We start from the raw sequence: 23,784 nt of genomic DNA, 5'->3' as shown, positions 1-23,784 counted from the left end.
CGTGAACAAAAGGCAACGAATATATACGGTGCTGGCCAGTGGTGCTGCTGTGATCCTGCTTACAGCCGGACTGCTGTATATCAATAACAGGGGAGTACCTGCTGTGGAAGCAACGGCTTATCTTGAAGCAACAACAGAGGCTATGCCAACCGAGACGGAATCATTGCAATTCCTTACCGATTCTTCAGAGGGTGTGCCGGGTATGCAACTGGTCGTCGAAGACCAGGGACTGGCGCTGTATTACAACGAGGAAACGACGGAAATTGCCGTTCGTGATGGAGCGAGTGGTCAGATCTGGTACAGCAATCCGAACGAACGTAATCAGGATGGCCTGGCTTCTGCTTATGAAAAGGAGGTGCTGTCCTCCCAGCTGAACGTGTCATTTCGGGATGCAATTGGTACGCTGGAGAATTTTCCGAACTTTAGCTCCAGTATCAGCAACAAACAGTTCGTAGCTGCCAATGTGGATCAGGGCATTCGTGTTACATACACGCTTGGGGATACCTCGCTAGGCATTGATGCTCTGCCCAAACTGATCAGCAAACAGCGCCTGGAGGAGAAGGTCCTTTCGAAATTGGATGCCACAGTCGCAAGATATACATCTGCCCGCTACTATCCAACCAAGAACAATCCGGATGTGCTTGAACGCTTGGATGGACAGATATCTAAGCAGCTTGTGCTGAACAAGATGCTGGATGCCTTTGAGAAGGCGGGTTACACCGCTGACGATCTTGCTTTTGACAATGAGCAGAATGGAGTCGAAGGCGGGGGCTCATCGGATAAACCAAGCTTCGTCATTCCGGTGGAATATCGGCTGGATCAAGGTTCGCTGGTTGTAACCGTGCCACTAAGTCAGGTGAAAGAGAGCGGTCAATACCGTATTCGTAATATCGATCTGCTCGCTTATTTTGGTGCCGCCGATACGAAAGGTGAAGGTTATATGTTTGTACCTGACGGTTCAGGCAGTCTGATTCATCTGAATAACGGAAAGGTCAAAGAGGAGCAGTACGTACAGCGTGTGTACGGTGCAGATCCGAATGACAATTCACTCAGTCGCCCGCAGGTTAGTGAATCTGTGCATATGCCTGTCTTTGGTTTGAAGAACGGTGAACATGCCTGGTTTGCCGTGATTGAAAAAGGGGATGGCATGGCCAGTATCTCTGCGGATATTGGAGGTAGGCAAAATAGCTACAACCACGTCTACGGCACGTTCTCCCTGCGGGGTGAAGATGAGCTAGAGATGTATACCTCGCAAAAGATGCAGGAGATTCAGCTATTGAGCGAGGAACCATTCCGCGGGGATATTCAGGTGCGATACCATTTTCTAAACGGCAAGGATGCCAGCTATTCCGGGATGGCCCGTTTGTATCAGCAGCAATTGGTGGAGCAGAACGTACTGAAACCGCTGGAGGACGTATCAGCCTTACCTTTTTACGTGGATGTGTTAGGTGCAGTGGACAAAAAAGCTTCATTCCTGGGTGTACCTTATCGGACCACATTGGCTATGACGACGTATGAACAAGCGGCTGAAATGGCTACGAAGCTGCAGCAGGAAGGTGTGAACCGCGTGCAGATGCGGTATCAGGGATGGTTTGGCGGGGGGTTCAGCCACCATACACCTACCCAGGTCAAGCTGGACAGTGAAGTGGGCAGTCGTTCCGAGTTGCAGGATCTGTCTGAACAACTGAAGCAGTCCGGTGGAGCGTTATTCCCTGATGTGGCGTTCCAGCGTATCTATCACGACGATTGGAACTTTGCTCCTTCCTCCGATGCAGCGCGATTTGTCACCAAGGAGACGGCTGAATTGTATCCATACAGTCCTGCCCTCAACCGGATGGATCAGAGCAAAGACAGTTATTATCTGTTGTCGGCCGCCAAGCTGCCGTATGTGGTGAGCGAGTTTGCCCGGAAAATCAACAAATTGGAACTCAGCGCATTATCGCTACGTGATCTCGGGCAGGTATTGAGCTCGGATTATCGGGATAGTCGTGTCATCCACCGAGAAACTGCGAAGAACATTGTGAAGGAGCAACTGGGCAAGCTGCAGCAGGAATATCCAAACCTAATGTTATCATCCGCTAATGCGTATGCGTGGGGATATACGCAGCATATTGTTAATGCTCCCTCAGGCTCCAGCCGGTTCAACATTACCGACGAGGAAGTTCCTTTTTATGAGATGGTCATTCATGGATATATGGACTACGCTGCTTCCGCAATGAATACGTCAGGGGATCAAGATCTGCGCAAACAGCTGCTCCGCAGTCTGGAGCTGGGCTCAGCTCCGCAATTTCAATGGACGTATGAACCATCATCCAAGCTGAAGCTGACCAATTATGATTCGGCTTATGCCACTGACTATGCATATTGGGTAGATGAGGCAGCTGCATTATACAAGGAAGCGAATGAGGTATTAAGTCATTTGCGGAACCAGCCAATAACCGAGCATGAACGAGTTCAGGATGGCGTGGTGCGTGTCACATATAGTGGCGGTGCAACGATTTTGGTGAATTACACGGCTGATCCGGTAACGATTAATGGAATTACCGTTGGCGGGGCGGACTATGCAGTGGAAGGAGTGAACCGATGAGAACCCTTCGTTTATCGCTGAAATCACGGAGAGCGCTGCTTGGACTTGCATTTATTTCGCCATGGCTGATTGGTTTCATCTTCCTGTTCGCCACGCCGTTGCTGCAATCGATCCGGTTCAGTTTGAGCAATCTGTCGGTTGCCCCAGGAGGATATGTACTGGATTTTGTCGGGCTGAAAAATTTCAAGGATGCCATCCTGGTTGATGCCACCTTTAACCGGATCTTGGTGGATTCGGTCGGAGCGATGCTGCTGAATGTGCCGATGATTCTATTCTTCAGTTTATTTACGGCGACATTGCTTAACCAGAAATTCAAAGGGAGAACGATGGCGCGTGCGATCTTCTTCCTGCCAGTCATACTGGCCTCCAGTGCAGTGGCGGCGGCCGAGTCCGCAGGTTTGATCAATCTGATGGGGGACGCCAGTGCGATTGAATCGTCTACCGAAGGGGGAGCATCGTTCAACGTCGTTTCAATCGTACGAATGCTGAATGATGTGGGGTTGCCCATGGCATATGTCGATTACATCGTGGAAGCCATCATGCGCATTTACGATATTGTCAGCAGCTCTGGCGTACAGATTCTGATCTTCCTCGCTGCGCTGCAATCGGTACCCGGCTCGATGTATGAAGTGGCCAAAATTGAAGGTGCAACGGCATATGAATCCTTCTGGAAAATTACGTTTCCGATGGTGAGTCCATTGATCCTGACAAATGTCATCTATACGATTATTGATTCCTTTGCAGGCAGCTCGGTGACAGAGGCCATTTACCAGACGGCGTTTAAAACCCAGAACTTCGGTCTGAGCTCAGCCATGTCCTGGCTGTATACGCTGGTCATCGGCCTGGTATTAGTTGTTGTCGGATGGGTACTGTCGCGACGGGTTCATTACAACTGAAAGCTAACGAACGTAGAAGGAGGCATGAGACTATGGCTGTGTCGGGAACGGATCGTATGGTGGTGGTTCCGAAAGAGAACTACCGCATGCAGAGGGTACGAAACAAGACATCGGACCTCCTGTATTCCATCTTCAGATATGCATTGATTATTGGTATTTCATTTATTATTTTGTATCCATTGTTTCTTAAAATCTCGGTTGCGTTCAAGGATAAACAGGATATCTATAATCCGACCATCTATATGATTCCCCAGCATTTTACGCTGGATAATATCAAGCTTGCGGCGCAGGTGATGGATTATCTGCCTTTGCTGGCGAACACGCTGTTGTTCGTCACGATTACAACGCTGCTCACAGCGATATCCTGTGCGTTAGCCGGGTACGGCTTCGCCCGCTTTTCTTTTCCCGGCAGCAATGTGCTGTTTGTATTGGTCATCCTCACTATTTTGGTGCCAACAAGCACCCTGATGGTGCCGATGTATCTGCATTTCCGCAACTTTGACATCCTTGGAATGGTTCATCTGTTCACGGGACGAGAGGGGATCAACCTGCTGAATACATACTGGCCGTCCATGATTACTGCGGCTACGGCTGGTGGGCTGAAGGCGGGGCTGTTCATTTATATTTTCCGCCAGTTCTTCAAGGGCATGCCCAAGGAAATTGAAGAAGCTGCACTGATTGATGGAGCAGGCGGATTTCGGACATTTGCCCGAATTATGCTGCCGAACGCCATTTCGCCGCTGATCACAGTCATTCTGTTCTCGTTTGTCTGGCAGTACAACGATACGTTCTATTCCGCGCTATTCATGAGTGAAAGCCCGCTTATCTCGCTGAAGGTGGCTTCATTGCCTGCCCAGGCGAACCAGTTAATTCCCCAATTGATGGGTTTTGGTTCGAACTCGGGCATGAAGGCAGACCCTAATTATGTTGCCATGATCGTGGATACAGGCATTCTGCTGGCGATTGCACCGCTCATTATTTTGTATTTGTTTGTACAACGCTATTTCGTCGAGAGTATTGAACGTTCAGGTGTAGTGGGTTAACCGGGTTTGGAGTAGTCGTATAGGATGCGTAATTCGGGTGTTTTGATATTTGGGTCGCTATGTGCCCTGCATGGGAATGGGGGATTATCAATGACGGAGCAAAAGATAAGCAGTAATTTAGTGAATAAAGATGCGACTTCCGAGGCTAGAGAACTGATGAAGTATTTGGCGGAGCGTTATGGAAAAGGGGTATTGTCAGGTCAACAGGATTACGGCAATCTGAACTGGATTAATGAGAATACAGGCCGCAAGCCGGCGGTAATTGGATTCGATCTCATGGATTATTCTCCATCAAGGACAGAACGCGGCGCGATCTCTCAGGAGATTCGGGATGCGATTGCATGGCATCAGCAAGGCGGAATTGTGACATTATGTTGGCACTGGAATGCACCTGCTAATCTGATCAATGAACCCGGTAAAGAATGGTGGCGCGGCTTCTATACGGATGCCACCACCTACGATCTCGCGTCAGCGCTGGCTCACCCTGAATCGGAAGAGTATACCTTATTGATCCGGGATATCGATGCAATTGCAGTACATCTGCAAGAACTCAAGGAGGCTGGGGTGCCTGTGTTATTCCGGCCGCTTCATGAAGCGGAAGGAGGCTGGTTCTGGTGGGGAGCCAAAGGACCTGAACCTGCCAAACAGTTATATCGCCTAATGTATGATCAATTGGTCAACAAGTATGAGCTGGGTAATCTGATCTGGGTGTGGAACTCGGAAAAGCCGGATTGGTATCCGGGTGACGATGTGGTGGACATTGTGAGTGTGGATGTGTATCCAGAAGCAGGCGATCACAGCCCATTAGCTAAGCGTTATGAAAATCTGCGTGAACTGGTGAATGACAGCAAAATCATTGCCTTAGCCGAGAACGGCTCCATTCCAGATCCAAAGCAAATGAAAGAGCAAGATGTACATTGGAGCTGGTTTTGTACCTGGACGGGAGAATTCCTACAGGGTGGTAATCATAATACCGTGGCGTATTTGAAGGAAGTATATAATAGTGAAGAAGTCATTACGCTGGATCAATTACCGAAGTGGAGTTGGAGATAGGGATATCATTTGAACTTCTACCGACGTGAAAAAAAGGGGGCTGTTCCACAAGTCATGAACATGACGGTGGACGCCCCTTGTTCGCGTTAATTTGGCCTGCCTTGAGAATCGGACCTTTAAGGTGCGCTAGATTCGTTAGCACGTTGCAAGTTTGACGCATTCCGCTCACCTGAATTATTGGATAGCATGGCACTGATTTTTGGAAATAAAGTCTCACTGGAAGTGAACAGGATATAGTGTTGATTGGTTGTACGGATTAGAATTGTTTCGGAAGAGCCATACGCTGCGCCGATTCGAACGGCTGAAGGCTCACTTCCACCATATGTATCATCAAGGGTAACTGTTTTAATATCTGAGATGGGAATCTCTATTTTGGAAAGTTGCCAACGGATGATGAGTTGATTCTCTACTTGCTGTACTTTTATGCCTAACATACACACAACCTCCTCCCTTTAAGCTTGTTGAAGATAAATGCCCTTTTATTAGTTTATCACTTATTGGACGGAGAGTGCTGGATCATCCTGGAGAAGCGAAGCAGCGATCGGAAGATGGTACTGTAATTGAAATGGCATAGTGTACCAGAGGAAATGGTTTGCTACAGTTATTCCATACATGTTGGCGTGATGTACACTATGACTAACGAAAACGGGGGACGAAGAGATGTACATGGAGGTGGTGCCGTATGACAGATCTGAAAGCGTATCATTATTTTGAAAAAAGGGTTGGACCATTCCGCAATCTCTCCAGTTTGTCCGAGCAGGATGCAGAAGCCGTTGCGCAGCATATCAGGCAGGGAGGCCGGAATTTTGCCAGTCAGCGATCAGCAGATTACATGATGATTCGAAGAGAACTTGAGCGGAAAGCGTACGAGCAGTTTATCTCCAAAGGTGGGAAACCGACCAACCGTTATCCTCACTATATGACCCTGGGTGCATGCGCGTGGTTGGAATCTTGGTATACCGAACCGGATTGGGTCACGATCTCATGGGAGAATCTGCCTGCTGATTCCGTAAGTTTTACCTACGGCGATTTGTTTCCAACGATGCGTTATATCGATGATAAACCTTATCGTAAGCAGGTCTACACGAAAGATGAAATACTGGACATTATTCAATCCTATGGCTGGCCTCAGGAATGGAATCAACAGGGTGATCTCGGACCGGAGCGTTATATCGAAGTACAGGTGTGGAACGAGAGAATTATCAGACCATATCGTTACCTTGATTGATATGCGAAATGGATGAAGAAATTCAGTTGAATGGACTGTTCAAAAAAGTAGGAGCAGGAATGATAACACCACCGTATCCGAATATTCGTCCTGCCGTGTACAATAGGGGGAAAAAGTCTTAAACCTAACCATAGAAGGGGATGCTTGAGATGCATGATCGGCTGCCAAAGAAACCCTCTTCCTGCTGCTGCGCTGCAAGCCGAGACGGTAAGTTGGAGGAAAAGAGTCTGCCAGAGGAAACGGCTGCAGCGGTAGAGGCTGTTGAGGACAAACCATCCAGTCATACCAGTTATACAGCTGATTTCACGATAGCTCTAACCAATAGAGCAGAGAAGAAAGAAAGCATTCGTATTGAAGGTGGGCGTTTCTTGATGGGTACGAATGACCCCGAAGCTTTTGAAGCAGATGGGGAAGGCCCCGTCAGGGAAGTTCAGGTGAAATCCTTTTATCTGGATGCCTGTACGGTAACCAATGCAGAATTTGCACAGTTTGTTCGTGAGACGGGGTATCGGACTGAGGCGGAGCGGTTTGGCTGGTCTTTTGTTTTTCATCTGTTCGTTTCTCCGGAAACGGCGACTCAAGTTCGAAACGTGGTTCAACAGACACCCTGGTGGTGGGTTGTTGAAGGTGCGGATTGGGCTCATCCCGAAGGACCCGAATCTCATGTGAATGATCGCTCTGATCATCCGGTTCTTCATATCTCATGGAATGATGCCAATGCCTATTGCCGCTGGGCGGGTAAACGTCTGCCCACAGAAGCCGAATGGGAGTACGCAGCCCGAGGTGGCCTAATTCAGAAAAAATATCCCTGGGGCGATACGTTAAGGCCAGATGGACAGCACTATTGCAACATTTGGCAGGGGGTATTTCCAACGAAAAATAATGCAGCCGACGGTTATGCAGGCACCGCTCCATCTCAATCGTTTCCTCCCAATGCATACGGACTTTATAATATGTCAGGCAATGTATGGGAGTGGTGCGCAGACAACTACGTTACGGATCATGAGAAGGCTACGGCTGCTGACACGGAATTATCTCCTCATGAAGATCGCAAGGTGTTAAAAGGCGGTTCCTACCTATGCCACCGTTCCTACTGCAATCGCTATAGAGTGGCGGCGAGAATTCCCAACACGCCTGATACATCTACTGGGCATATTGGTTTCAGATGCGCAGCGGATGTATAGTATGTTGGTTTGCTTGTTTGTAGAATAAGGCTCGGTCTATTTCACCCGAATGAGTAATCCAAACAGACCCAGTACAGAAAAGGCCAGAAATGCTGTAGTGTTGGAGAACATCTCAATGGTGTAACCCGCTATCGATGAACCTATGAACTGCCCCGCACCAAGCGCGAGAAAAGCAAGGCTGATCCCAATGGACGTATTTGGACGAAATAGCCTGGTCGCCCACACGATGAATACACTGGTCAGGAAGATATAGGTACTGCCAAACATAACGGCTGAGACCAGGCTGGCGGCCATCGATGGAAGAAGGATAATGCCAAGTGAAACAGATAACAGCAGAAGGCCTATCCGATAGGACCATCCAATTCCGATGCGTTCAATAATGCGGCCAGCACACCCGCCGAGAATCCCCATAATCCCCATCACAATCCAGAACAGCACGGCTTCCGAATCGGAGGCCCCCTTTTCGTCCGTAAGGAAGTTTCGGGCAAAGGTCCAATAGATCGCAGAACTGATACCTGTCAGAAGGGAAGCCATGAGCAGAGCTACACCGGGTCTGGTCGGCTTCATGCATCTCCAAAGGGACTTGGTACAAGGCTCTGTTTTGCGTGGGGAAAGAACACGTCTATTCCACAGCACCACCACAACACCGAGTACAGCGAAGAAGATGTAGGTCAAACGCCAATACTCGGTGAATAGCCAGTAGATCGGACCAGATACGATAATGCCAAAGCTGGTACCTGTGTTAATCCAGCTGTTTCCTCTGGCTTGCTGATCAGGCGCAAGCTCAGCATAGACGGTGTTACCCAATGCAGGAGAGGCTAAGCCTGTACTTAATCCGGCAAGAAATACGCCTAGTGTGAGAACAAATACGTTTGGAGACAAGGCAATGCCCAATAAACCGAGCACAGCACTAACACCCGCTATTTGAATGACATGATAGTGCCCGATGCGATTAATTAACAGTGGAGCACTAAGTAGAGACAGGCAGTACGCAATGTAGGTTGCGGAATTGATTGCTCCGGATTGGGCATCGTCCAGTTGGAGTGCTTCCGAGATCTCTGGCATAAACAGCCCATAGCTGAATCTCCCGAATGCATAACATACAGCGATAAGGGCAATCCCTGGGAAAATAATTTTTTTCATCAAATCCACCGCCTTTTAGATAGAACGATCATTATATTTTCTTTGAAATAAAAAAGTGAGTTGAACTACTAACTCACCCGGTGTGGGACTACTTGAAACTATTTTGCGTCATGTCAATGAGTTCCCGACATACGCTATTTACATTTTCTGTCTCAGCGAGTGCAGTAGAACCCTCCAGCAGCAGGTTAAATTGCAGCACTGCACGATCACTTGCGGCAGGATCAAGATTTTTGATCAAGGTCAACACATGTTTCTTATGCGCGTTGACAGTTTGTACTATGACGTTGTCTGGATCTCCGCCAAATTCCTCCTTGGCACGCAGAAACAAACATCCTCTTGACTCATGCTCCATCAACCAGCGTGAATGTCCTTCCGCCAGATTGAGGAATACGTGCTGCGCTTTGTTGTCGGCATACTGCCGCAACTGTTCCAGATAGCGCTGTTCTCGCCGCCGAAGTACTTCAACAATGAGATCATCCTTGGAGTTGAAGTGATTATATAATGTCATGATGGCAATCCCGGCATCTGTGATGATTCGCTTCAAGCCGATAGAATGAAAGCCGTGCAGGTAGAATAATTCCTCAGCCACGTTCAACAGCATTTCCTTTTTGCTGCTCATAGGAAGTAATACGCTCCTTTCAGAATAAGATAGAACGATCATTATACTTCTAAAATATAGAAAATGGCTCACATTGTCAAATGCTGTGAACCATTTCGATTTCCATTTGGTGAAGAGCATCTGTCCATTCTGTGGGACATCCAGAATCTGTGATCACCATGGATATTTGATTTATTGGTGCAATCTGGGCGAAGGTGGAACGTCCAAACTTGGTATGATCAGCTACCAAAATGGCTTCCTCCGCACGCTCCATCATTTTGCGGGAGATGAGTGCCTCTTCCAGCACATAATCTGTGATCCCATCCGTTAACGAAACGCCGCCTGCTGAGATGAACGCCTTGTTGACTTTGAATTGACTGAGTAATTCATGAGCAATGGGTCCAGTAGAGGCTTGTACGACCGGGGTGACTTCTCCTCCTGCGAAAATGATTTTGCCTGCAAACTCCTCCAGTGCACAGGTAAGAATGGGGACGGAGTTGGTTATGACGGTCACCTGAGACCGATGTCGCAACTGTCGCATGATCTCTAGCGTTGTTGTGCCGTTGTCCAGCATTACGGTCTCTCCATCCTCAATCAGAGAGGCAGCTGCCACGCCAATGGCCTGCTTTTCGTTCAGTTGAAGCTGCGCACGCTTTTGAAATGGAGCTTCGATCATGCCTGAACGTACACGTACAGCACCTCCGTATACTTTGCGCAATTCGCCTTCCTTTTCAAGTCGGTCCAGATCCCGCCGAATCGTCTCCGTGGATACCTGGAACAGATCCGCCAGAACCTGTACCTGAACTTTGCCCTGGGTAGCAAGTTGGATAAGAATGGTGTGTCTGCGTTCTTCATATGTTAAAGACATGTTTGTGCCTCCTGAAGTTTCGATTCTAAGTTCTATTTATTCTACAGTTGTGAGATAGTGTGGATTGTTGTTGTTTTAATAGTTTATGTTGGAGAGAAGACCTTGTCAATTTTGAAATGGATATAGTGAATATATTCTGTTCTTAATATGTATTGACAGCAATATGATGTGACGATAAGATCATATAAAACAACGTAAAACCACAACAAACAACATTGGAAACTTTAGTCCATAGTACATGGATCAACAGGGAGGAAAAAGGGTGAAACGTCAGCTTGGTTTTCAAAAAAATGGAACATTCAAAATCGTGCAATTTACAGATCTACACTGGAAGGATGGGCGACCTGAAGATCTTCGAACCGGGCAGTTAATGAAGACGGTCATTGAAGCGGAACAACCCGATCTGGTTGTCTTTACAGGCGACGTCATTTACACGGGACCGGTTGATCCTGGCAATAAGGAATGTGAACACCCGGAGCAGGCATTCCGGGATGCTGTGTCTGTAGTGGAAGAGCGTGGTATTCCGTGGGCTTTTGTATATGGCAACCATGATACAGAGAATCGGATTACCCCCGATGGATTAATGGATGTGATTCAGGAGCATGCCCATAATGTGACAGAACCTGGTCCACGTGAAATTGCGGGACTAGGCAATTACACACTGGAGATTGCCGGAGCGGATGGCCGTCCGGCAGCAGTGTTGTATTTACTCGATTCAGGGAACTATTCCCAGTTCGAGTCCATTCCCGGTTATGGGTGGATTCAGCCCAATCAGATCCAGTGGCTGATGTCTGAATCCACACGCGTCAATCCCGGCCGCAGCCGCGGGGAGAAGCTCCCAGCCTTGGCGTTTTTCCATATCCCGATTCCTGAATATCAGTCCATGTGGGACACGCAGACCTGTTACGGCAGCAAATACGAACCTGTCTGCTCTGCCCAAGTGAACTCGGGTCTGTTCTCTGCACTGCTGGAGATGGGCGATGTGATGGGGACCTTTTGCGGACATGATCATGTGAATGATTTTCAGGGGACTTACCATGGCATTCGTCTCTGCTACGGGCGTTCGAGTGGACACAGCACATATGGAAGGGAAGGTATGCTGCGCGGAGGACGGGTTATTCAATTGCAGGTGGGACAACGCAGCTTTGATACCTGGCTTCGACTGGAAGACGGATCGGTCGTGAATGAACAGCCAGAACATCAACCTGAGAGCACTTCGGCACATTAGAGAATATAGAAGAGCAAGGCATTAGAGAGGAACGTTTTGATTATGATTTTACCTATAGTTCTGGTGCTCGCTTCCGGGATGGCTCACGCTGTCTGGAGTATGTTCACCAAACGCAGTTTAAACAAAAGTGTGTTTTTATGGTCCATCATGATGATTCCAACCGTAATACTGCTGCCTGTACTTATTGTGGAATTGGTACGGGAACCTTTATCCATGCCAGCCTATGCACTACTCGTGTTATCGATGGCGCTGCAAGCCTTGTATTCCTGGCTGCTATCGCAGACGTATGAATTGGGCGATTTGTCGCAGATTTATCCGATTATGCGGGGAACGAGCACCTTGTTGGTGCCATTGATCGGTGTTGCTTTTCTGGGGGAAACGTTATCCATGTTCGGCTGGCTAGGTATTGCCTGCATGATTGTAGGATTTACGGTGCTGAGTGGAGTGGGAAGTAGAGTTGGCAAATCTGGCTCAAGTGTAACAGGATCAAAGCCGGTGCTTATGGCCTTATGTGTCGGGTTATGTACAACCAGTTATGTGTTCGTGGACAAATTAAATCTAGAGCATATTTCACCCCTGTCGTTGCTTGAAGTGACGAACATTGGCTTTGTTGCCGGATTGACTCCGGCGCTGCTCACTTCCCGCCAACTGCGTCAGGAGTGGAAGAAGAACCGATCAACGATTATGCTGGGTGCGCTGCTGAATCCGGGCTCGTACTTGTTGTTTCTGTTTGCATTGCAGCAGGCGCCAATGGCTAGACTGGGCCCGCTTCGGGAAGTAGGAACGGTATTCGCGGCCTTCCTCGGTATTTTGTTATTGAAAGAACAGCAGGGGAAGAAGCGCATTCTCTGTTCCATCGTTATTTTTGGCGGCATATTGATGATTGGTATGTGGGGTTAATGGAATTCCAGTATTTGGAGATATGGTGTATACTCATGGTTAATGAATCGCTTTCATGAGGAGGATGAACCATTGAACGTGCACCGTTTAGAAGATATTCATTTTCGTGATCCCTACATACTGGCAATACCATCGCGCAAGAAATATTATTTATACGGCTCTATCGGGCAAAATGTGTGGAACGGCCCAGCCATCGGTTTTGATGTCTATGAGAGTGAAGACCTGATCCATTGGAGCGGTCCTTCCCCATGCTTCCGTGCACCAGCGGACTTCTGGTCCGATCACCACTATTGGGCCCCGGAAGTCTATGAATGGGAAGGACGCTTTTATATGTTTGCCAGTTTCAAGGCAGAAGGTGTTCCACGGGTAACAGGAGTGTTGGTGGCTGATCAGCCGGAGGGACCTTTTGAATTGTGGTGTCGCTCCCTGACGCCTCCCGATTGGGAATGCCTGGACGGTACATTGTATGTGGACGATCAGGGTGATCCGTGGATGATCTTTTGCAAGGAATGGGTGCAGGTGGAGGATGGGGAGATGTACGCGGTACGTCTGAAACCCGATCTGAAAGGAACGATAGGCAAACCTGATCTGTTATTCAAAGCTTCCGAAGCCTCATGGTCTGTCGGAGGTGGAGAACAGCGAAACCGTTATGTCACGGATGGTCCGTTTCTGTATCGGATGCAAAATGATGAACTCGTCATGATGTGGTCCACATCCGGTCAAGACGGTTATACACTGGGACTAGCCCGCTCGGTGTCCGGCAAACCGCAAGGTCCATGGAAGCAGGATGAGAAGCCGTTGTTCGCCAATAATGGAGGACATGGGATGTTGTTTCGAACGTTTGAAGGCCAACTGTGTCTCACCATTCATGCTCCGAACAATCATCCGAATGAACGACCTGTTATTTTCCGCATGCAGGAGAATCGTGGACAACTGACGCTTATGGTTAATCCGACGTAAAATGTAGAAAAGGCAGATCACGTATTCGGAAAAGGCAGGCACTGGCCTAATCGCTTATTCAATCTTCTTCATTTGATCCCCTCAGGGTAAATGATCTTAAGGAACATCTGTTCAGATGAGCCTAGGATGACTGCCTGAGGGGATTTGTTTATTTTATCGCAGGTACTCAAACATGATATATTGGAAGGAGTAGCGTGTCGGTAATGTAAAAGCGAGCAATGATAGCTCTATAATGAAATGGACAGAGTGACGGGGAGAGACGTTATATGCTGCATGAGGAAAAGTTGATTCAGGCGATTACGGAGCATGACCAATTAATGCACGACCTGCGGCGGGTTCGCAGTCTTGATCTGCCTCAGTGTTACATAGGTGCGGGGTATATTCGTAATTATATCTGGGATGTGCTTCATGGCTATCCTCTTCGCGAACTACACAGCGATATTGATGTGGTGTACTACGATACGGAAGACATGCGTGAGGAGCGGGACCTGCTGCTGGAACAAGGGCTTCGCGATCAGACAGGCAATTCCAAATGGTCGGTGAAAAATCAGGCGAGGATGCATCTGCGCAATGGAAACGAGCCCTATCAATCCACAGAAGATGCCCTTCGATATTGGCCCGAAATCGTCACAGCCATAGGTGTGCGGTTAGATGAACAGGGTCAGGTGCGTATCTGTGCCCCACATGGGCTGGAGGATCTGTATGCGTTAATCGTACGCCAAAGTCCGTTTTTCTCGGATGCAGACTACTATAATCATCGTGTTGAGAAGAAATGCTGGCAACAGCAGTGGTCCAAGCTCACGATCATAAAATCCTGAATCAAGGCATGTGACGGAAGTGAAGGTCCGAGAAGGAGTGTTACTGGATTTATGAAAAAATTTATACGAGAAAAAGGCCTGATCCTTGATCTTATTTTCATTGCATGTTTTGTGTTCTTCCTTGTTTTCTGGGGCTGGAACTTCGCGGTGAAGTTTTTTGGCATGATCACTGTAGCCTTTATCGTGTTAAGGCGAATTGATTATCAAAAGCATATCCTGTTGAAACGCATTCTGCTTACTGGCTTCGGGATTGCTGCAGTTTCATTTGTTATTATTGAAGCCCTTGTGTTTACTCAGCTTAACGCGAATGATCCGGAAGAAGCGGACTATGTCATTATTCTTGGTTCGGGCATCAAGGGAACAGAATTGTCATTGACTTTGAAACAAAGACTGGATGCCAGTCTGGACTATATCCGCAGTCATCCTCAGACGCCTGTGATTGTATCCGGCGGTCAGGGGCCGGGGGAATCCATTCCTGAAGCACTCGCCATGAAAAACTACCTTGTTGATCAGGGGATCAGCCCCACACAAGTCATTATGGAGGATCGATCGACGAGCACCCAGGAGAATATGGCATTTTCCAAAAAAATCATTGATGCATCCGGGCTGGAGCATCCCAAGATCATGATTGTCACAAGTGACTACCACATGTTCAGATCCAAGTACCTGGCCGCCAAGAACGGTTACGCTGCCGAATACGGCATCTCCGCTCCTTCACCGGGTTATTTAAAACCGATCAATATGATACGGGAGTATTTTGCATCGGTTAAAGCATTTATTTAGATGCTGTTTGCTTTTCCTATAAGAACAGATAGGCAGCCTACGCTCTCTTGAAAGAGTTAGGTTGCCTTTTTTGTCATCGTTAAAGTGATTCAAGGATAACCCGCCAAATCATGATATAATATACGTCATTAATAGAAGAACGATCTAGGAGTGAATGATCATTACAGCATATATGTTACCTGCTCTCTATGAGAAAAAGAAAGTTTCAGCGCACGACATGGAAGAGATTGTACGTCTGTTGGCACACGCACCATTACTATACGATGACGGGCTGACAATTCAAGTTCAGGACTTCATGGAAGGGTTGGAAATCGAGCTTGAGCATGAGGTACGGCGCGCAGTTATCGAGTTGTATGAGCTGGTTGTGCAAGCTTGTCGTCCCTTCTCCGAGCCATCTGCTTATGAGCAACTTCAGGATGTACTTGGATTACAGGCCGAACTATGGCAGGCAGAAGTGCTGACGCTTGCCGAATGGATGGAATGGTTGAAGCAGATCGGTAAAGGACAAAGAAAACTGCCTGAATACAATTTTACAGCCATGCTGGGGAGTTTGCCTGAAGGGTTCATGATTCATGATTTCCATGATGAGCTCATGTATCAGTTGGAGCAAAACCCAGCGAATACATGGGCGATTGAAGAACGCAATCGCTTATACGCAGCATTGGGCACAAATTAAAATCAAACAAAACGGTCGCAGACGGTGTTAGTCCATATATAGCGTAGTTGCTTTACCCAGTATGGGGAAATGAGGGGATACCGTGAAAAAGGTTGTGTTGGCGGGTGGAACAGGGTTTGTTGGTCAGGATTTTGCCGACAGATTCAAGAAGCTTGGTTATGAAGTGCTCATTATCTCACGCCAGCCCGGTCATATTGCCTGGGAGGACCAGGCTGGAATCATACAGGCACTTGAAGGTGCAGAATTACTGATTAACCTGGCTGGAAAATCCGTAAACTGCCGTTACACGGATGAGAACCGCAAAATCATTTTGGAATCCAGAACACGCACAACCCGCATTTTGGGCGAGTCTGTTCTGGCTTGTAGCAATCCTCCTGAACTATGGATTAATTCAAGCACAGCCACCATATACAGACATGCAGAAGATCGTCCCATGACGGAGAAAGAGGGCGAGATTGGCTCTGGATTCTCGGTGGATGTCGCCAAGGCGTGGGAAAAGGCTTTTTTTGAATTCAGTCTGCCGTCTACACGTCAGATTGCATTACGGATTGCCATTGTGCTTGGAGAAGGTGGCGTCATGGAGCCACTGACCAATCTGGTCCGCTTTGGGCTGGGTGGATCACAAGGACCTGGAACCCAGCAGTTTAGCTGGATCCATATAGAGGATTTGTTCCGCATGGTTATCTATGTTCAGCAGCATCCGCAACTGGAGGGTGTATTTAATGCTTCCTCTCCGCATCCTGTCACGAACCGCCAGCTTATGGAGAGTCTGCGGCGGCAGATGGGAGTTCGGATTGGACTTCCTTCGCCTCGCTGGATGTTAGGACTGGGAGCGCGATTCATTCGGACCGAAACGGAACTGGTTCTCAAAAGCCGTTGGGTTATTCCCGAGAGGCTGGAAAGAGAAGGATTTACATTCAGATATGATACGCTCGATCTTGCACTGGCCGAGATCTTGAAGTAAGGAAATGAATCAACATGACTGAATAAAAAAAGATAACACAACGGGAGGGCAGAGATATCTGCCCTTCTGCTGTATTTTCTTCACTTCGTCATGGCGTTTAGCCAGGCGGAGTGAAGTGTAAATTCAATTAGATATATCTGCTAAACATCTACACGATAACAGCGAGCGAAAGGTTGTTCTGTCATCGGAGTGTTAGTGTAAATATTTATTAGTTGAACTTATATCGTCAGTCAGAAGAAGAGAAAGAGGTAGGTCATATGCAGCTTAGAAGAGTGAGAATTGTTGGAACAGGCAAGTATTTGCCTGAACAGGAAGTAACCGACGAGGAGTTAGATCGCCGTTTGCAGGTGCCTGCGGGCTGGGTCAGCAAAGCAACAGGTGTAGGTGTTCGCCATTACGCTTCGGGTGTAGAGACCTCTTCCTTCATGGGAGCGAGGGCTGCCGAAGCCGCACTTGCCGATGCGGGATTGACGTTCGCAGATATAGACTGTCTGGTATGCACGAGCGGTACGAAGGAACAACCTTTACCCAGTACGGCGGTATTCATTCAGCAGGCGATGGGACAGCAGGATTCAGGTGTACCGGCTTTTGACATCGATGCGACCTGCTTAAGTTTCCTGAACGGGTTGGATGTTATCTCCTATATGGTGGATGCCGGGCGTTATAAAAGGGTGCTGCTTGTAGCTACGGAGATCGCTTCAAAGGGGTTGAATTGGTCGAACAAGGAAAGTGCTGCCCTGTTCGGTGATGGAGCTGCTGCTGTGATTATTGAACGCTCTGCTGAAGGAGAGTCTTCGCAGATTGTGCACGCCTCGCTGAAAACATACAGCCGCGGCGCGCGGTTATCAGAAATTGCTGGTGGGGGCACTCGTCTGCATGCCTCAAATTATGTGGCAGAGCAGCCGGAGCCCTATCTTTTTCATATGGATGGACAGGCCATCTTCCGTATGGCTTCCAGGTTGCTGCCAGCATTTATTGACGATATGTTGCAAGCAACCGGTAATCAGATGAAGGATTTCCAATTGGTAATTCCGCATCAGGGAAGTGCCATGGCGATGAGGCTGATCCGCAAGAAGCTAGGAATCGAAGAGGAACGTTTTATGGACATTACACGAAATCATGGCAATACCATTGCCGCTTCCATTCCGATGGGTCTGCATGAAGCGATCAAGCAGCAGCGCATTCAGAGGGGAGATCGGGTGCTAATGATCGGAACAGCCGCCGGATTATCACTGGGAGGACTTATTTTTGACTACTAGATTCATGAAGAATGAACATCAAGCATCTACGTCCTTAAATGTGCTGCTCACGGGCGGCCGGGCTCCGGTAACCCTCGATTTGGCGCGAATGTTTCATCGTGCAGGTCACCGGGTTTACGTCGCGGAGAGCATGGTGCATCATTTGTGCAGATTGTCGAGTGCGGTGGAGCAGTGCTTCATGGTTCCATCTCCACGTCATGAAACAGAGAATTACTTGTTAGAGATGGAGAGTCTGGTTCAAACCTGGCAGATCGACTTGTTGATTCCAATGTGTGAAGAAGTTTTTTATATTGCTCAAGGAGCAGAGCGACTGCGTGATCACTGCCGTGTACTTGTTTCGCCTATAGAGCAGCTGCATGATTTGCATCATAAATATCACTTTATCCAGCTTGCAAAGTCGCTTGGTCTTTCGGTTCCAGATACCCGTCTGATCAACAGTCGGCAGGAGTGGAGGGAAGCGCAGGCTGTTCTAGAAATAGAGGGGGAATGGGTATGGAAGCCCGTATACTCCCGTTTTGCTGCCAGAGTTCGTATGCCGCCGATATCCTCCACAACAGACTTTGATGGAGACGCACCTGATCAGAAGATATACGCAGGTAAAATGAAGCAGCACCGTTTGCGGAATGATCCTCCTGGTGACACGGAAATATCCTCGGCTTCCCCTTGGGTTGCACAGGCTTATGTTGCCGGGCAAATGTTATGTACATACAGCGTAGCTTATGAAGGGAAAATCGTTGCTCATACGACCTACGACAGTCGCTATCGAACGGGTAGCGTAGGGGCGAGTGTTTTTTTTGAACATGTGGAGCATGAAGGAATTTACGAGTGGGTAAGGCAATTTGTACAGGCGACAGGGCTTAGCGGGCAGATTGGTTTTGATTTTATCGAAACAGAGGACGGACAAGTGTATGCTATTGAGTGTAATCCGAGGGCGACCAGTGGAATCCATTTGTTTCACCCTGGTGATGGCTTGGTACGTGCTTTAATTGCACCAGAAGAACTGGTGAAAGCAGCAAAGGTGATCATCCCCAAGCAAGGAAGCAAAGCGATGTTGATGCTTCCGATGTTGGGAAGTGGATTGCAGCAGCTCTGGGGGAAGGGCAGCCTGCGGACATGGATGACAGCCTGGCGGGGAACGAGAGATGTGGTGTATCTGAGACTCGATATGAAACCTTTGTTTGAGCAATTTGCAATTGTACTCTCCGCCTGGCGTCTGGCAAGGAAACATAAGTTTTCGCTGACTGAAGCTTTGACTCACGACATAGAATGGAACGGTGAACAACGATGAATAGAGCTTTGGTTACAGGAGCAACCGGATGTCTGGGCAGGCATCTGGCGATACGGCTTGTAGAGCAAGGCTGGGAAGTTACGGGTATGGGGCGCCAGCTAAAGCACGGTGCACAGCTTGAGGCAGCAGGCATTCGATTTTATAACGGAGATATACGGGATCAGGCGGCGGTGATTGAGGCCTGTTCGGGTCAGGATGTTGTGTTTCACTGTGCGGCGTTATCGTCGCCATGGGGCAAATATCGGGATTTTTACAGCAGCAATGTGGAGGGGACACAGCATTTGGTGGACCGTTGTATGAAAGGTGGCATACAGCGCTTCATTCATGTATCAACGCCGAGCTTATATTTTAACTACAGTCCGCGATATGACATACATGAGAATGACCCCTTGCCATCCAAACCAGCTAATCATTATGCAGCCACCAAGCGGCTCGCTGAGCAGGTGGTTTTACAGGCTCATGCCAAGGGACTTCCATCGATCATGATTCGTCCGAGAGCTATTTTTGGCCCGTATGACCAGACCCTTTTTCCCAGAATCGTAGCAGCAAATGGCAAATCGGGTGTACCTATGATCGGAGGCGGACAGGCACTCATTGATCTGACTTGTGTGGATAACGTGGTGGATGCGCTGTTGTTATGCAGGGATGCCAAGACAGAAGCGCTGGGTCGTGCCTACAATATTTCCAATGGAGATCCGAGACCGTTCCAGGATTTGATGAGCACGTTATTTGGAATGTTGGAAATGCCTTTACGCCGTCGAAACATTCCCTACAGAGCAGCATACGGAGCAGCCTCCGTGCTGGAACGTGTATATCGCTTGATTCCTGCGTTAGGTGAACCTCAATTGACGCGTTATACGGTTGGTTCGTTATCTATCCCGCAGACGCTGGATATTACGGATGCCCGTGAGAAGCTGGGGTATGTACCTCGGTTGACCATTGATGAGGGGTTACAACAATTTGCTAACTGGTGGAGGGCTGAATCATGCTGACAACAACTTCGGTAAAGCTTCATTTGGGCGCAGCAGGTTACTGTACACATCCGGAGTTTCTGACGCTGCGTGGTGGAAGTTTGCGTCCGGTGGCCTTTCCGGCCGGCTTTGCGTGTATCATTCATCCTGTACATGGTCCGATTCTGTTGGACACGGGATATAGCTCCCGTTTTTTCAAGGAAACCGCTCATTTGCCAAACGCGCTGTACCGTCATATTACACCTGTGGTCTATCGTGAAGATGACAGTGTGGTACATTTTCTGGCTCGTTTAGGGCTGAAAGCATCGGATATTCGGTACATCATCCTCTCGCACTTTCATGGGGATCATATTGCAGGTGTGCGGGATTTCCCACAGGCGCAATTGATCTATCTGCCAAGAGCCTATGACGCCGTGCGTTCACTTGGACCCATTGCGGCTGTAAAGGCAGGCTTTCTGCCCGGCCTGCTGCCAGAGGACTTTGATGCCCGATCATTGCCTGTTATTAAGCAGCCGGAGCGATGGGTGAGAGCGGGTGAGGATTTTCCCTTTTCCGAGGTATACGATATTTTCGGTGATGGCAGTCTGCTGGGTGTTGACGTATCGGGTCATGCGGAAGGCATGATGGGAATTTTGCTTAGTACGGAGTCGCATGACTATTTTCTGTGTGCGGACGCGGTGTGGTCGAGTCGTGCTTTTCAGGAACAACGCAGACCTCACAAACTCGCTGGAATTATTATGTCGGATCGTCAGGCGTATCGAAGAAACTTTGACAGACTCGTTCAGTTGTATCAGCAGTTTCCAGCGATTCGGATTGTGCCCAGTCATTGCCGTGAAGTGTTGAATGCTTGGGGTACAGTGGGTGAGTACATATGAGCAACACATTACGTATTGTCTATCATTATGCACTTGCACGGGGATTGAGAAAATGGAAAACACGAGCGCAGCTTGAACGCTGGCAGGAACGCCAGATCATTCGGCAAGTGGAGCGGGTTCGTAAGAAGTCACCTTTTTACCGGGAGTGGTGGGGTGATGTTGATGCATCCGACTGGAGAAGCTTTCCGCTAATTGACAAAACGATCATGATGCAGCATTTCGATCGGCTCAACACAGTGGGCATTTCCAAGGACGAAGCGATGGCTCTTGCCGGGGAAAGCGAGGAAACGCGTGATTTCAAGCCATCCGTTCAGGGCGTGACGGTAGGCTTGTCCTCAGGCACATCAGGCAACCGGGGGGTGTTCCTGGTGAGTGATCGGGAGCAGGATGCGTGGACAGGGACGGTGCTGGCCAAGCTCCTGCCTGGCGGACTGTGGAAACCTGCCAAGATTTCCTTTTTCCTCCGGGCCAACAGTAATCTGTATGAATCGGTGCAGCGGGGTAAGCTGCAATTTCAATATTTTGATCTGTTAGAGCGTGTCGATACCTTGGTTGAACGTATGGAAACATACCGACCCACCATATGGGTAGCGCCGCCCTCCATGCTGAGAATGTTGGCTGACGCTTATACGTCAGGCACATTGACCACTGTACCGGACAAAATCATTTCGGTTGCTGAAGTGCTGGACCCGCTGGATCGCAAGGTGCTGGAGAGTATTTTTGGGCAAACCATTCATCAGGTGTACCAGTGTACGGAAGGGTTTCTGGGCGCAACCTGTAGCTTCGGTACGTTGCATTTGAATGAAGATATTGTTCATATTGAAAAAGAGTTCATTGATCCCACGACCCGGAGGTTCGTGCCTGTGATCACGGACTTCTCCAGAACATCACAGCCGATTATCCGGTATCGGCTGAACGACATTCTGACCGAGGCAGCGGTTCCTTGTGCCTGTGGGTCTTCGTTCACTGCCATTGAGCGGATCGAAGGCCGGTGTGATGACACGCTTTATTTTCCACATCGACAAACGGGCGAAGACGTACCTGTATTTCCGGATTTTGTTACGCGTGCAGTGATTGCAGCCTCTCCGGCTATTGAGCATTATCGGGTCGTACAGCGAGGTAATGGGATGTTGGAAGTATCACTTCGGCTTGGAGGAGGAAAAGGGATGCAGCAGGTGGAAGCCAATGTGAAGAGGGAGATGACGAAGCTGGGAGAGCGGCTGGAATGTAATGTACCTGATATCAGATTCGTTCCTTATACGTTTGAACCGGGAATAACGAAGCTGCGCCGAGTGGAGAGACAGCACACTTGAGTGAAGCGTTTTGATGATAGTCTTAACGAAGGAAAATCCATCGAGGGAAGAGGTGAAGCAGATGACAGAACAGAAGATACAGACAGAGGACAATCATATACAGGGCGAAACAGGTTCAACCGTGGGGAAACCGGAAGAGTTCGACTCAAACGCTCCTATTGCGTTAATTACCGGGACATCGAGTGGGTTCGGTATGCTTACGGCGGTTACGCTGGCTAAACAAGGATATCGTGTTGTGGCAACGATGCGAGATTTGAGTCGGAATGCGGAATTAGTAAGGCTGGCGGAGCAGGCGGGCATCTCGGATCGGTTACAGGTTATTCGGCTGGATGTAACGGTTGCTGATTCGGTGCAGGAGGCTGTTCAGACGGTACTTCAAAACTATGGGCGGATCGATATGCTGGTGAACAATGCAGGGTTTGCACTTGGCGGATTTATTGAGGAAGTATCCATGGATGATTGGCGTCGGCAAATGGAAACGAATCTGTTCGGCTTGATTGCCGTTACACGTGCGGTCCTGCCAGTCATGCGTGAGCAAAAGCAGGGATTGATCATCAACTTGTCCAGCGTCAGTGGATTGTCCGGTTTTCCAGGTTATGCGCCGTATGCTGCATCCAAATTCGCCGTGGAAGGTTTCACGGAAAGTTTGCGTCATGAGATGTCTTCGTTCGGCGTCCGGGTTGTGCTCGTAGAGCCGGGTGCTTATCGTACACCCATATGGAGTAAAGGTTTGGGTGAAATTCACAGGAGCGAACATTCTCCATATAAAGATAAGCTGGATGCGGTTCTTCGTTATTCCCAGCATGCTGGGAATACTGCACCTGATCCGCAGGAAGTGGCCGATCTGATTGCTCGCATTGCACGGATGCGTGCACCAAGGCTTCGTTATGCGCTGGGTAAAGGCTCGCGTTTGCTTATCATCGGCAAGCTGCTGCTTCCCTGGAAATGGCTGGAGTGGATTATTGCGCGTGGACTGAAGTAGGGCAAAATGCACTCAACTAATATGCTGGGGGTAAAGAGCTATGTTCGAAATCATCGTCATTATTTTACTGCTATCCATTGTTGGCCTGCTCTTCCGTATCAACAGTAAACTACCAGAACGTGATTGGGTGAAAGAAGCTATGGAGCGGGATGCGTCGAAATAAAAAA

At 48.6% G+C, this 23,784-nt stretch carries 24 protein-coding genes; 20 read left to right on the top strand and 4 right to left on the bottom strand.

From position 1 onward, the window contains the following. Nucleotide 1: 1 nt before the first annotated feature. The 4 genes from CS562_RS08395 to CS562_RS08380 all read left to right on the top strand — a co-directional run bounded on the left by CS562_RS08395 (nt 2) and on the right by CS562_RS08380 (nt 5,579). Entirely contained in the window at nt 2-2,587 is a 2,586-nt protein-coding gene (locus tag CS562_RS08395) for a DUF5696 domain-containing protein (RefSeq protein ID WP_099854940.1), read from the top strand. Further along, on the top strand, nt 2,584-3,483 hold the full coding sequence (locus CS562_RS08390; RefSeq protein ID WP_099854938.1) for a carbohydrate ABC transporter permease: 900 nt from the start codon (nt 2,584-2,586) through the stop codon (nt 3,481-3,483). Before CS562_RS08395 ends, CS562_RS08390 begins: the two co-directional genes overlap by 4 nt. A 32-nt stretch (nt 3,484-3,515) precedes the next feature. After that, entirely contained in the window at nt 3,516-4,526 is a 1,011-nt protein-coding gene (locus CS562_RS08385; protein ID WP_083678955.1) for a carbohydrate ABC transporter permease, read from the top strand. Between the two features lie 90 nt (nt 4,527-4,616). Further along, nucleotides 4,617-5,579: a glycoside hydrolase family 26 protein gene (locus CS562_RS08380; RefSeq protein WP_257219423.1), complete on the top strand. Its 963-nt coding sequence runs from the start codon at nt 4,617-4,619 to the stop codon at nt 5,577-5,579. 116 nt (nt 5,580-5,695) lie between these two features. Here CS562_RS08380 and CS562_RS08375 read toward each other — a convergent pair whose 3' ends face one another. Next, complete coding sequence (locus CS562_RS08375) at nt 5,696-6,013, bottom strand: SunI/YnzG family protein (RefSeq protein WP_076289980.1); 318 nt, start codon at nt 6,011-6,013, stop codon at nt 5,696-5,698. A gap of 248 nt (nt 6,014-6,261) precedes the next feature. On the opposite strand from CS562_RS08375, the gene CS562_RS08370 reads away from it, so the two are divergent. Both CS562_RS08370 and CS562_RS08365 read left to right on the top strand, forming a co-directional pair. Then, nucleotides 6,262-6,807, top strand: a complete 546-nt coding sequence (locus tag CS562_RS08370; protein WP_072734086.1) for a hypothetical protein — start codon at nt 6,262-6,264, stop codon at nt 6,805-6,807. A gap of 140 nt (nt 6,808-6,947) precedes the next feature. Continuing rightward, nucleotides 6,948-7,991 (top strand): formylglycine-generating enzyme family protein, encoded by a 1,044-nt coding sequence (locus CS562_RS08365; RefSeq protein WP_246318282.1) that lies wholly within the window; start codon nt 6,948-6,950, stop codon nt 7,989-7,991. Between the two features lie 36 nt (nt 7,992-8,027). Here CS562_RS08365 and CS562_RS08360 read toward each other — a convergent pair whose 3' ends face one another. The 3 genes from CS562_RS08360 to CS562_RS08350 all read right to left on the bottom strand — a co-directional run bounded on the left by CS562_RS08360 (nt 8,028) and on the right by CS562_RS08350 (nt 10,600). After that, nucleotides 8,028-9,134: an MFS transporter gene (locus tag CS562_RS08360; RefSeq protein WP_076289977.1), complete on the bottom strand. Its 1,107-nt coding sequence runs from the start codon at nt 9,132-9,134 to the stop codon at nt 8,028-8,030. 88 nt (nt 9,135-9,222) lie between these two features. After that, a complete protein-coding gene (locus CS562_RS08355; RefSeq protein ID WP_099854932.1) occupies nt 9,223-9,753 on the bottom strand; it encodes a TetR/AcrR family transcriptional regulator in 531 nt (176 codons plus the stop codon). A gap of 76 nt (nt 9,754-9,829) precedes the next feature. Beyond that, nucleotides 9,830-10,600, bottom strand: coding sequence for a DeoR/GlpR family DNA-binding transcription regulator (locus CS562_RS08350; protein ID WP_076289975.1), 771 nt, complete (start codon nt 10,598-10,600; stop codon nt 9,830-9,832). A 262-nt stretch (nt 10,601-10,862) separates the two neighbouring features. On the opposite strand from CS562_RS08350, the gene CS562_RS08345 reads away from it, so the two are divergent. From CS562_RS08345 to CS562_RS33370, 14 genes are all read left to right on the top strand, one after another. Then, the gene (locus CS562_RS08345; RefSeq protein ID WP_257219422.1) at nt 10,863-11,828 is read left to right on the top strand and encodes a metallophosphoesterase family protein; all 966 of its coding nucleotides are present in this window, start codon (nt 10,863-10,865) and stop codon (nt 11,826-11,828) included. Nucleotides 11,829-11,870: 42 nt separating this feature from the next. Continuing rightward, nucleotides 11,871-12,728, top strand: coding sequence for a DMT family transporter (locus CS562_RS08340; protein ID WP_257219421.1), 858 nt, complete (start codon nt 11,871-11,873; stop codon nt 12,726-12,728). 78 nt (nt 12,729-12,806) lie between these two features. Further along, nucleotides 12,807-13,688, top strand: coding sequence for a glycoside hydrolase family 43 protein (locus CS562_RS08335; protein WP_099855315.1), 882 nt, complete (start codon nt 12,807-12,809; stop codon nt 13,686-13,688). A gap of 266 nt (nt 13,689-13,954) precedes the next feature. Next, nucleotides 13,955-14,506 carry a nucleotidyltransferase family protein gene (locus CS562_RS08330; protein WP_306553857.1) on the top strand — a complete coding sequence of 184 codons (552 nt, stop codon included), beginning with the start codon at nt 13,955-13,957 and terminating at the stop codon, nt 14,504-14,506. A gap of 51 nt (nt 14,507-14,557) precedes the next feature. After that, nucleotides 14,558-15,289, top strand: a complete 732-nt coding sequence (locus CS562_RS08325) for a YdcF family protein (protein WP_099854928.1) — start codon at nt 14,558-14,560, stop codon at nt 15,287-15,289. A gap of 154 nt (nt 15,290-15,443) precedes the next feature. Then, entirely contained in the window at nt 15,444-15,965 is a 522-nt protein-coding gene (locus CS562_RS08320; protein ID WP_099854926.1) for a hypothetical protein, read from the top strand. An 82-nt stretch (nt 15,966-16,047) separates the two neighbouring features. Next, nucleotides 16,048-16,929 carry a TIGR01777 family oxidoreductase gene (locus CS562_RS08315; RefSeq protein WP_099854924.1) on the top strand — a complete coding sequence of 294 codons (882 nt, stop codon included), beginning with the start codon at nt 16,048-16,050 and terminating at the stop codon, nt 16,927-16,929. Nucleotides 16,930-17,186: 257 nt separating this feature from the next. Next, the gene (locus tag CS562_RS08310; protein ID WP_099854922.1) at nt 17,187-18,188 is read left to right on the top strand and encodes a beta-ketoacyl-ACP synthase III; all 1,002 of its coding nucleotides are present in this window, start codon (nt 17,187-17,189) and stop codon (nt 18,186-18,188) included. Beyond that, nucleotides 18,178-19,476: an ATP-grasp domain-containing protein gene (locus tag CS562_RS08305; protein WP_246318283.1), complete on the top strand. Its 1,299-nt coding sequence runs from the start codon at nt 18,178-18,180 to the stop codon at nt 19,474-19,476. Before CS562_RS08310 ends, CS562_RS08305 begins: the two co-directional genes overlap by 11 nt. Next, nucleotides 19,473-20,468: an NAD-dependent epimerase/dehydratase family protein gene (locus CS562_RS08300; protein WP_099854920.1), complete on the top strand. Its 996-nt coding sequence runs from the start codon at nt 19,473-19,475 to the stop codon at nt 20,466-20,468. The genes CS562_RS08305 and CS562_RS08300 overlap by 4 nt, the downstream gene beginning before the upstream one ends. Further along, nucleotides 20,462-21,322, top strand: coding sequence for an MBL fold metallo-hydrolase (locus tag CS562_RS08295; RefSeq protein ID WP_099854918.1), 861 nt, complete (start codon nt 20,462-20,464; stop codon nt 21,320-21,322). Before CS562_RS08300 ends, CS562_RS08295 begins: the two co-directional genes overlap by 7 nt. Further along, nucleotides 21,319-22,635 carry a F390 synthetase-related protein gene (locus tag CS562_RS08290; protein ID WP_099854916.1) on the top strand — a complete coding sequence of 439 codons (1,317 nt, stop codon included), beginning with the start codon at nt 21,319-21,321 and terminating at the stop codon, nt 22,633-22,635. Before CS562_RS08295 ends, CS562_RS08290 begins: the two co-directional genes overlap by 4 nt. 61 nt (nt 22,636-22,696) lie before the next feature. Continuing rightward, on the top strand, nt 22,697-23,617 hold the full coding sequence (locus CS562_RS08285) for an SDR family oxidoreductase (RefSeq protein ID WP_099854914.1): 921 nt from the start codon (nt 22,697-22,699) through the stop codon (nt 23,615-23,617). Between the two features lie 40 nt (nt 23,618-23,657). Then, nucleotides 23,658-23,780, top strand: a complete 123-nt coding sequence (locus tag CS562_RS33370; protein WP_256336659.1) for a hypothetical protein — start codon at nt 23,658-23,660, stop codon at nt 23,778-23,780. The last annotated feature ends 4 nt before the right edge of the window (nt 23,781-23,784 follow it).

Origin of the sequence: Paenibacillus sp. LK1, assembly GCF_002750415.1 — a bacterium.
In the GTDB taxonomy this organism is placed as follows: Bacteria; Bacillota; Bacilli; order Paenibacillales; family Paenibacillaceae; genus Paenibacillus; species Paenibacillus taichungensis.
This window is presented reverse-complemented; position numbering and strand designations above follow the sequence as displayed.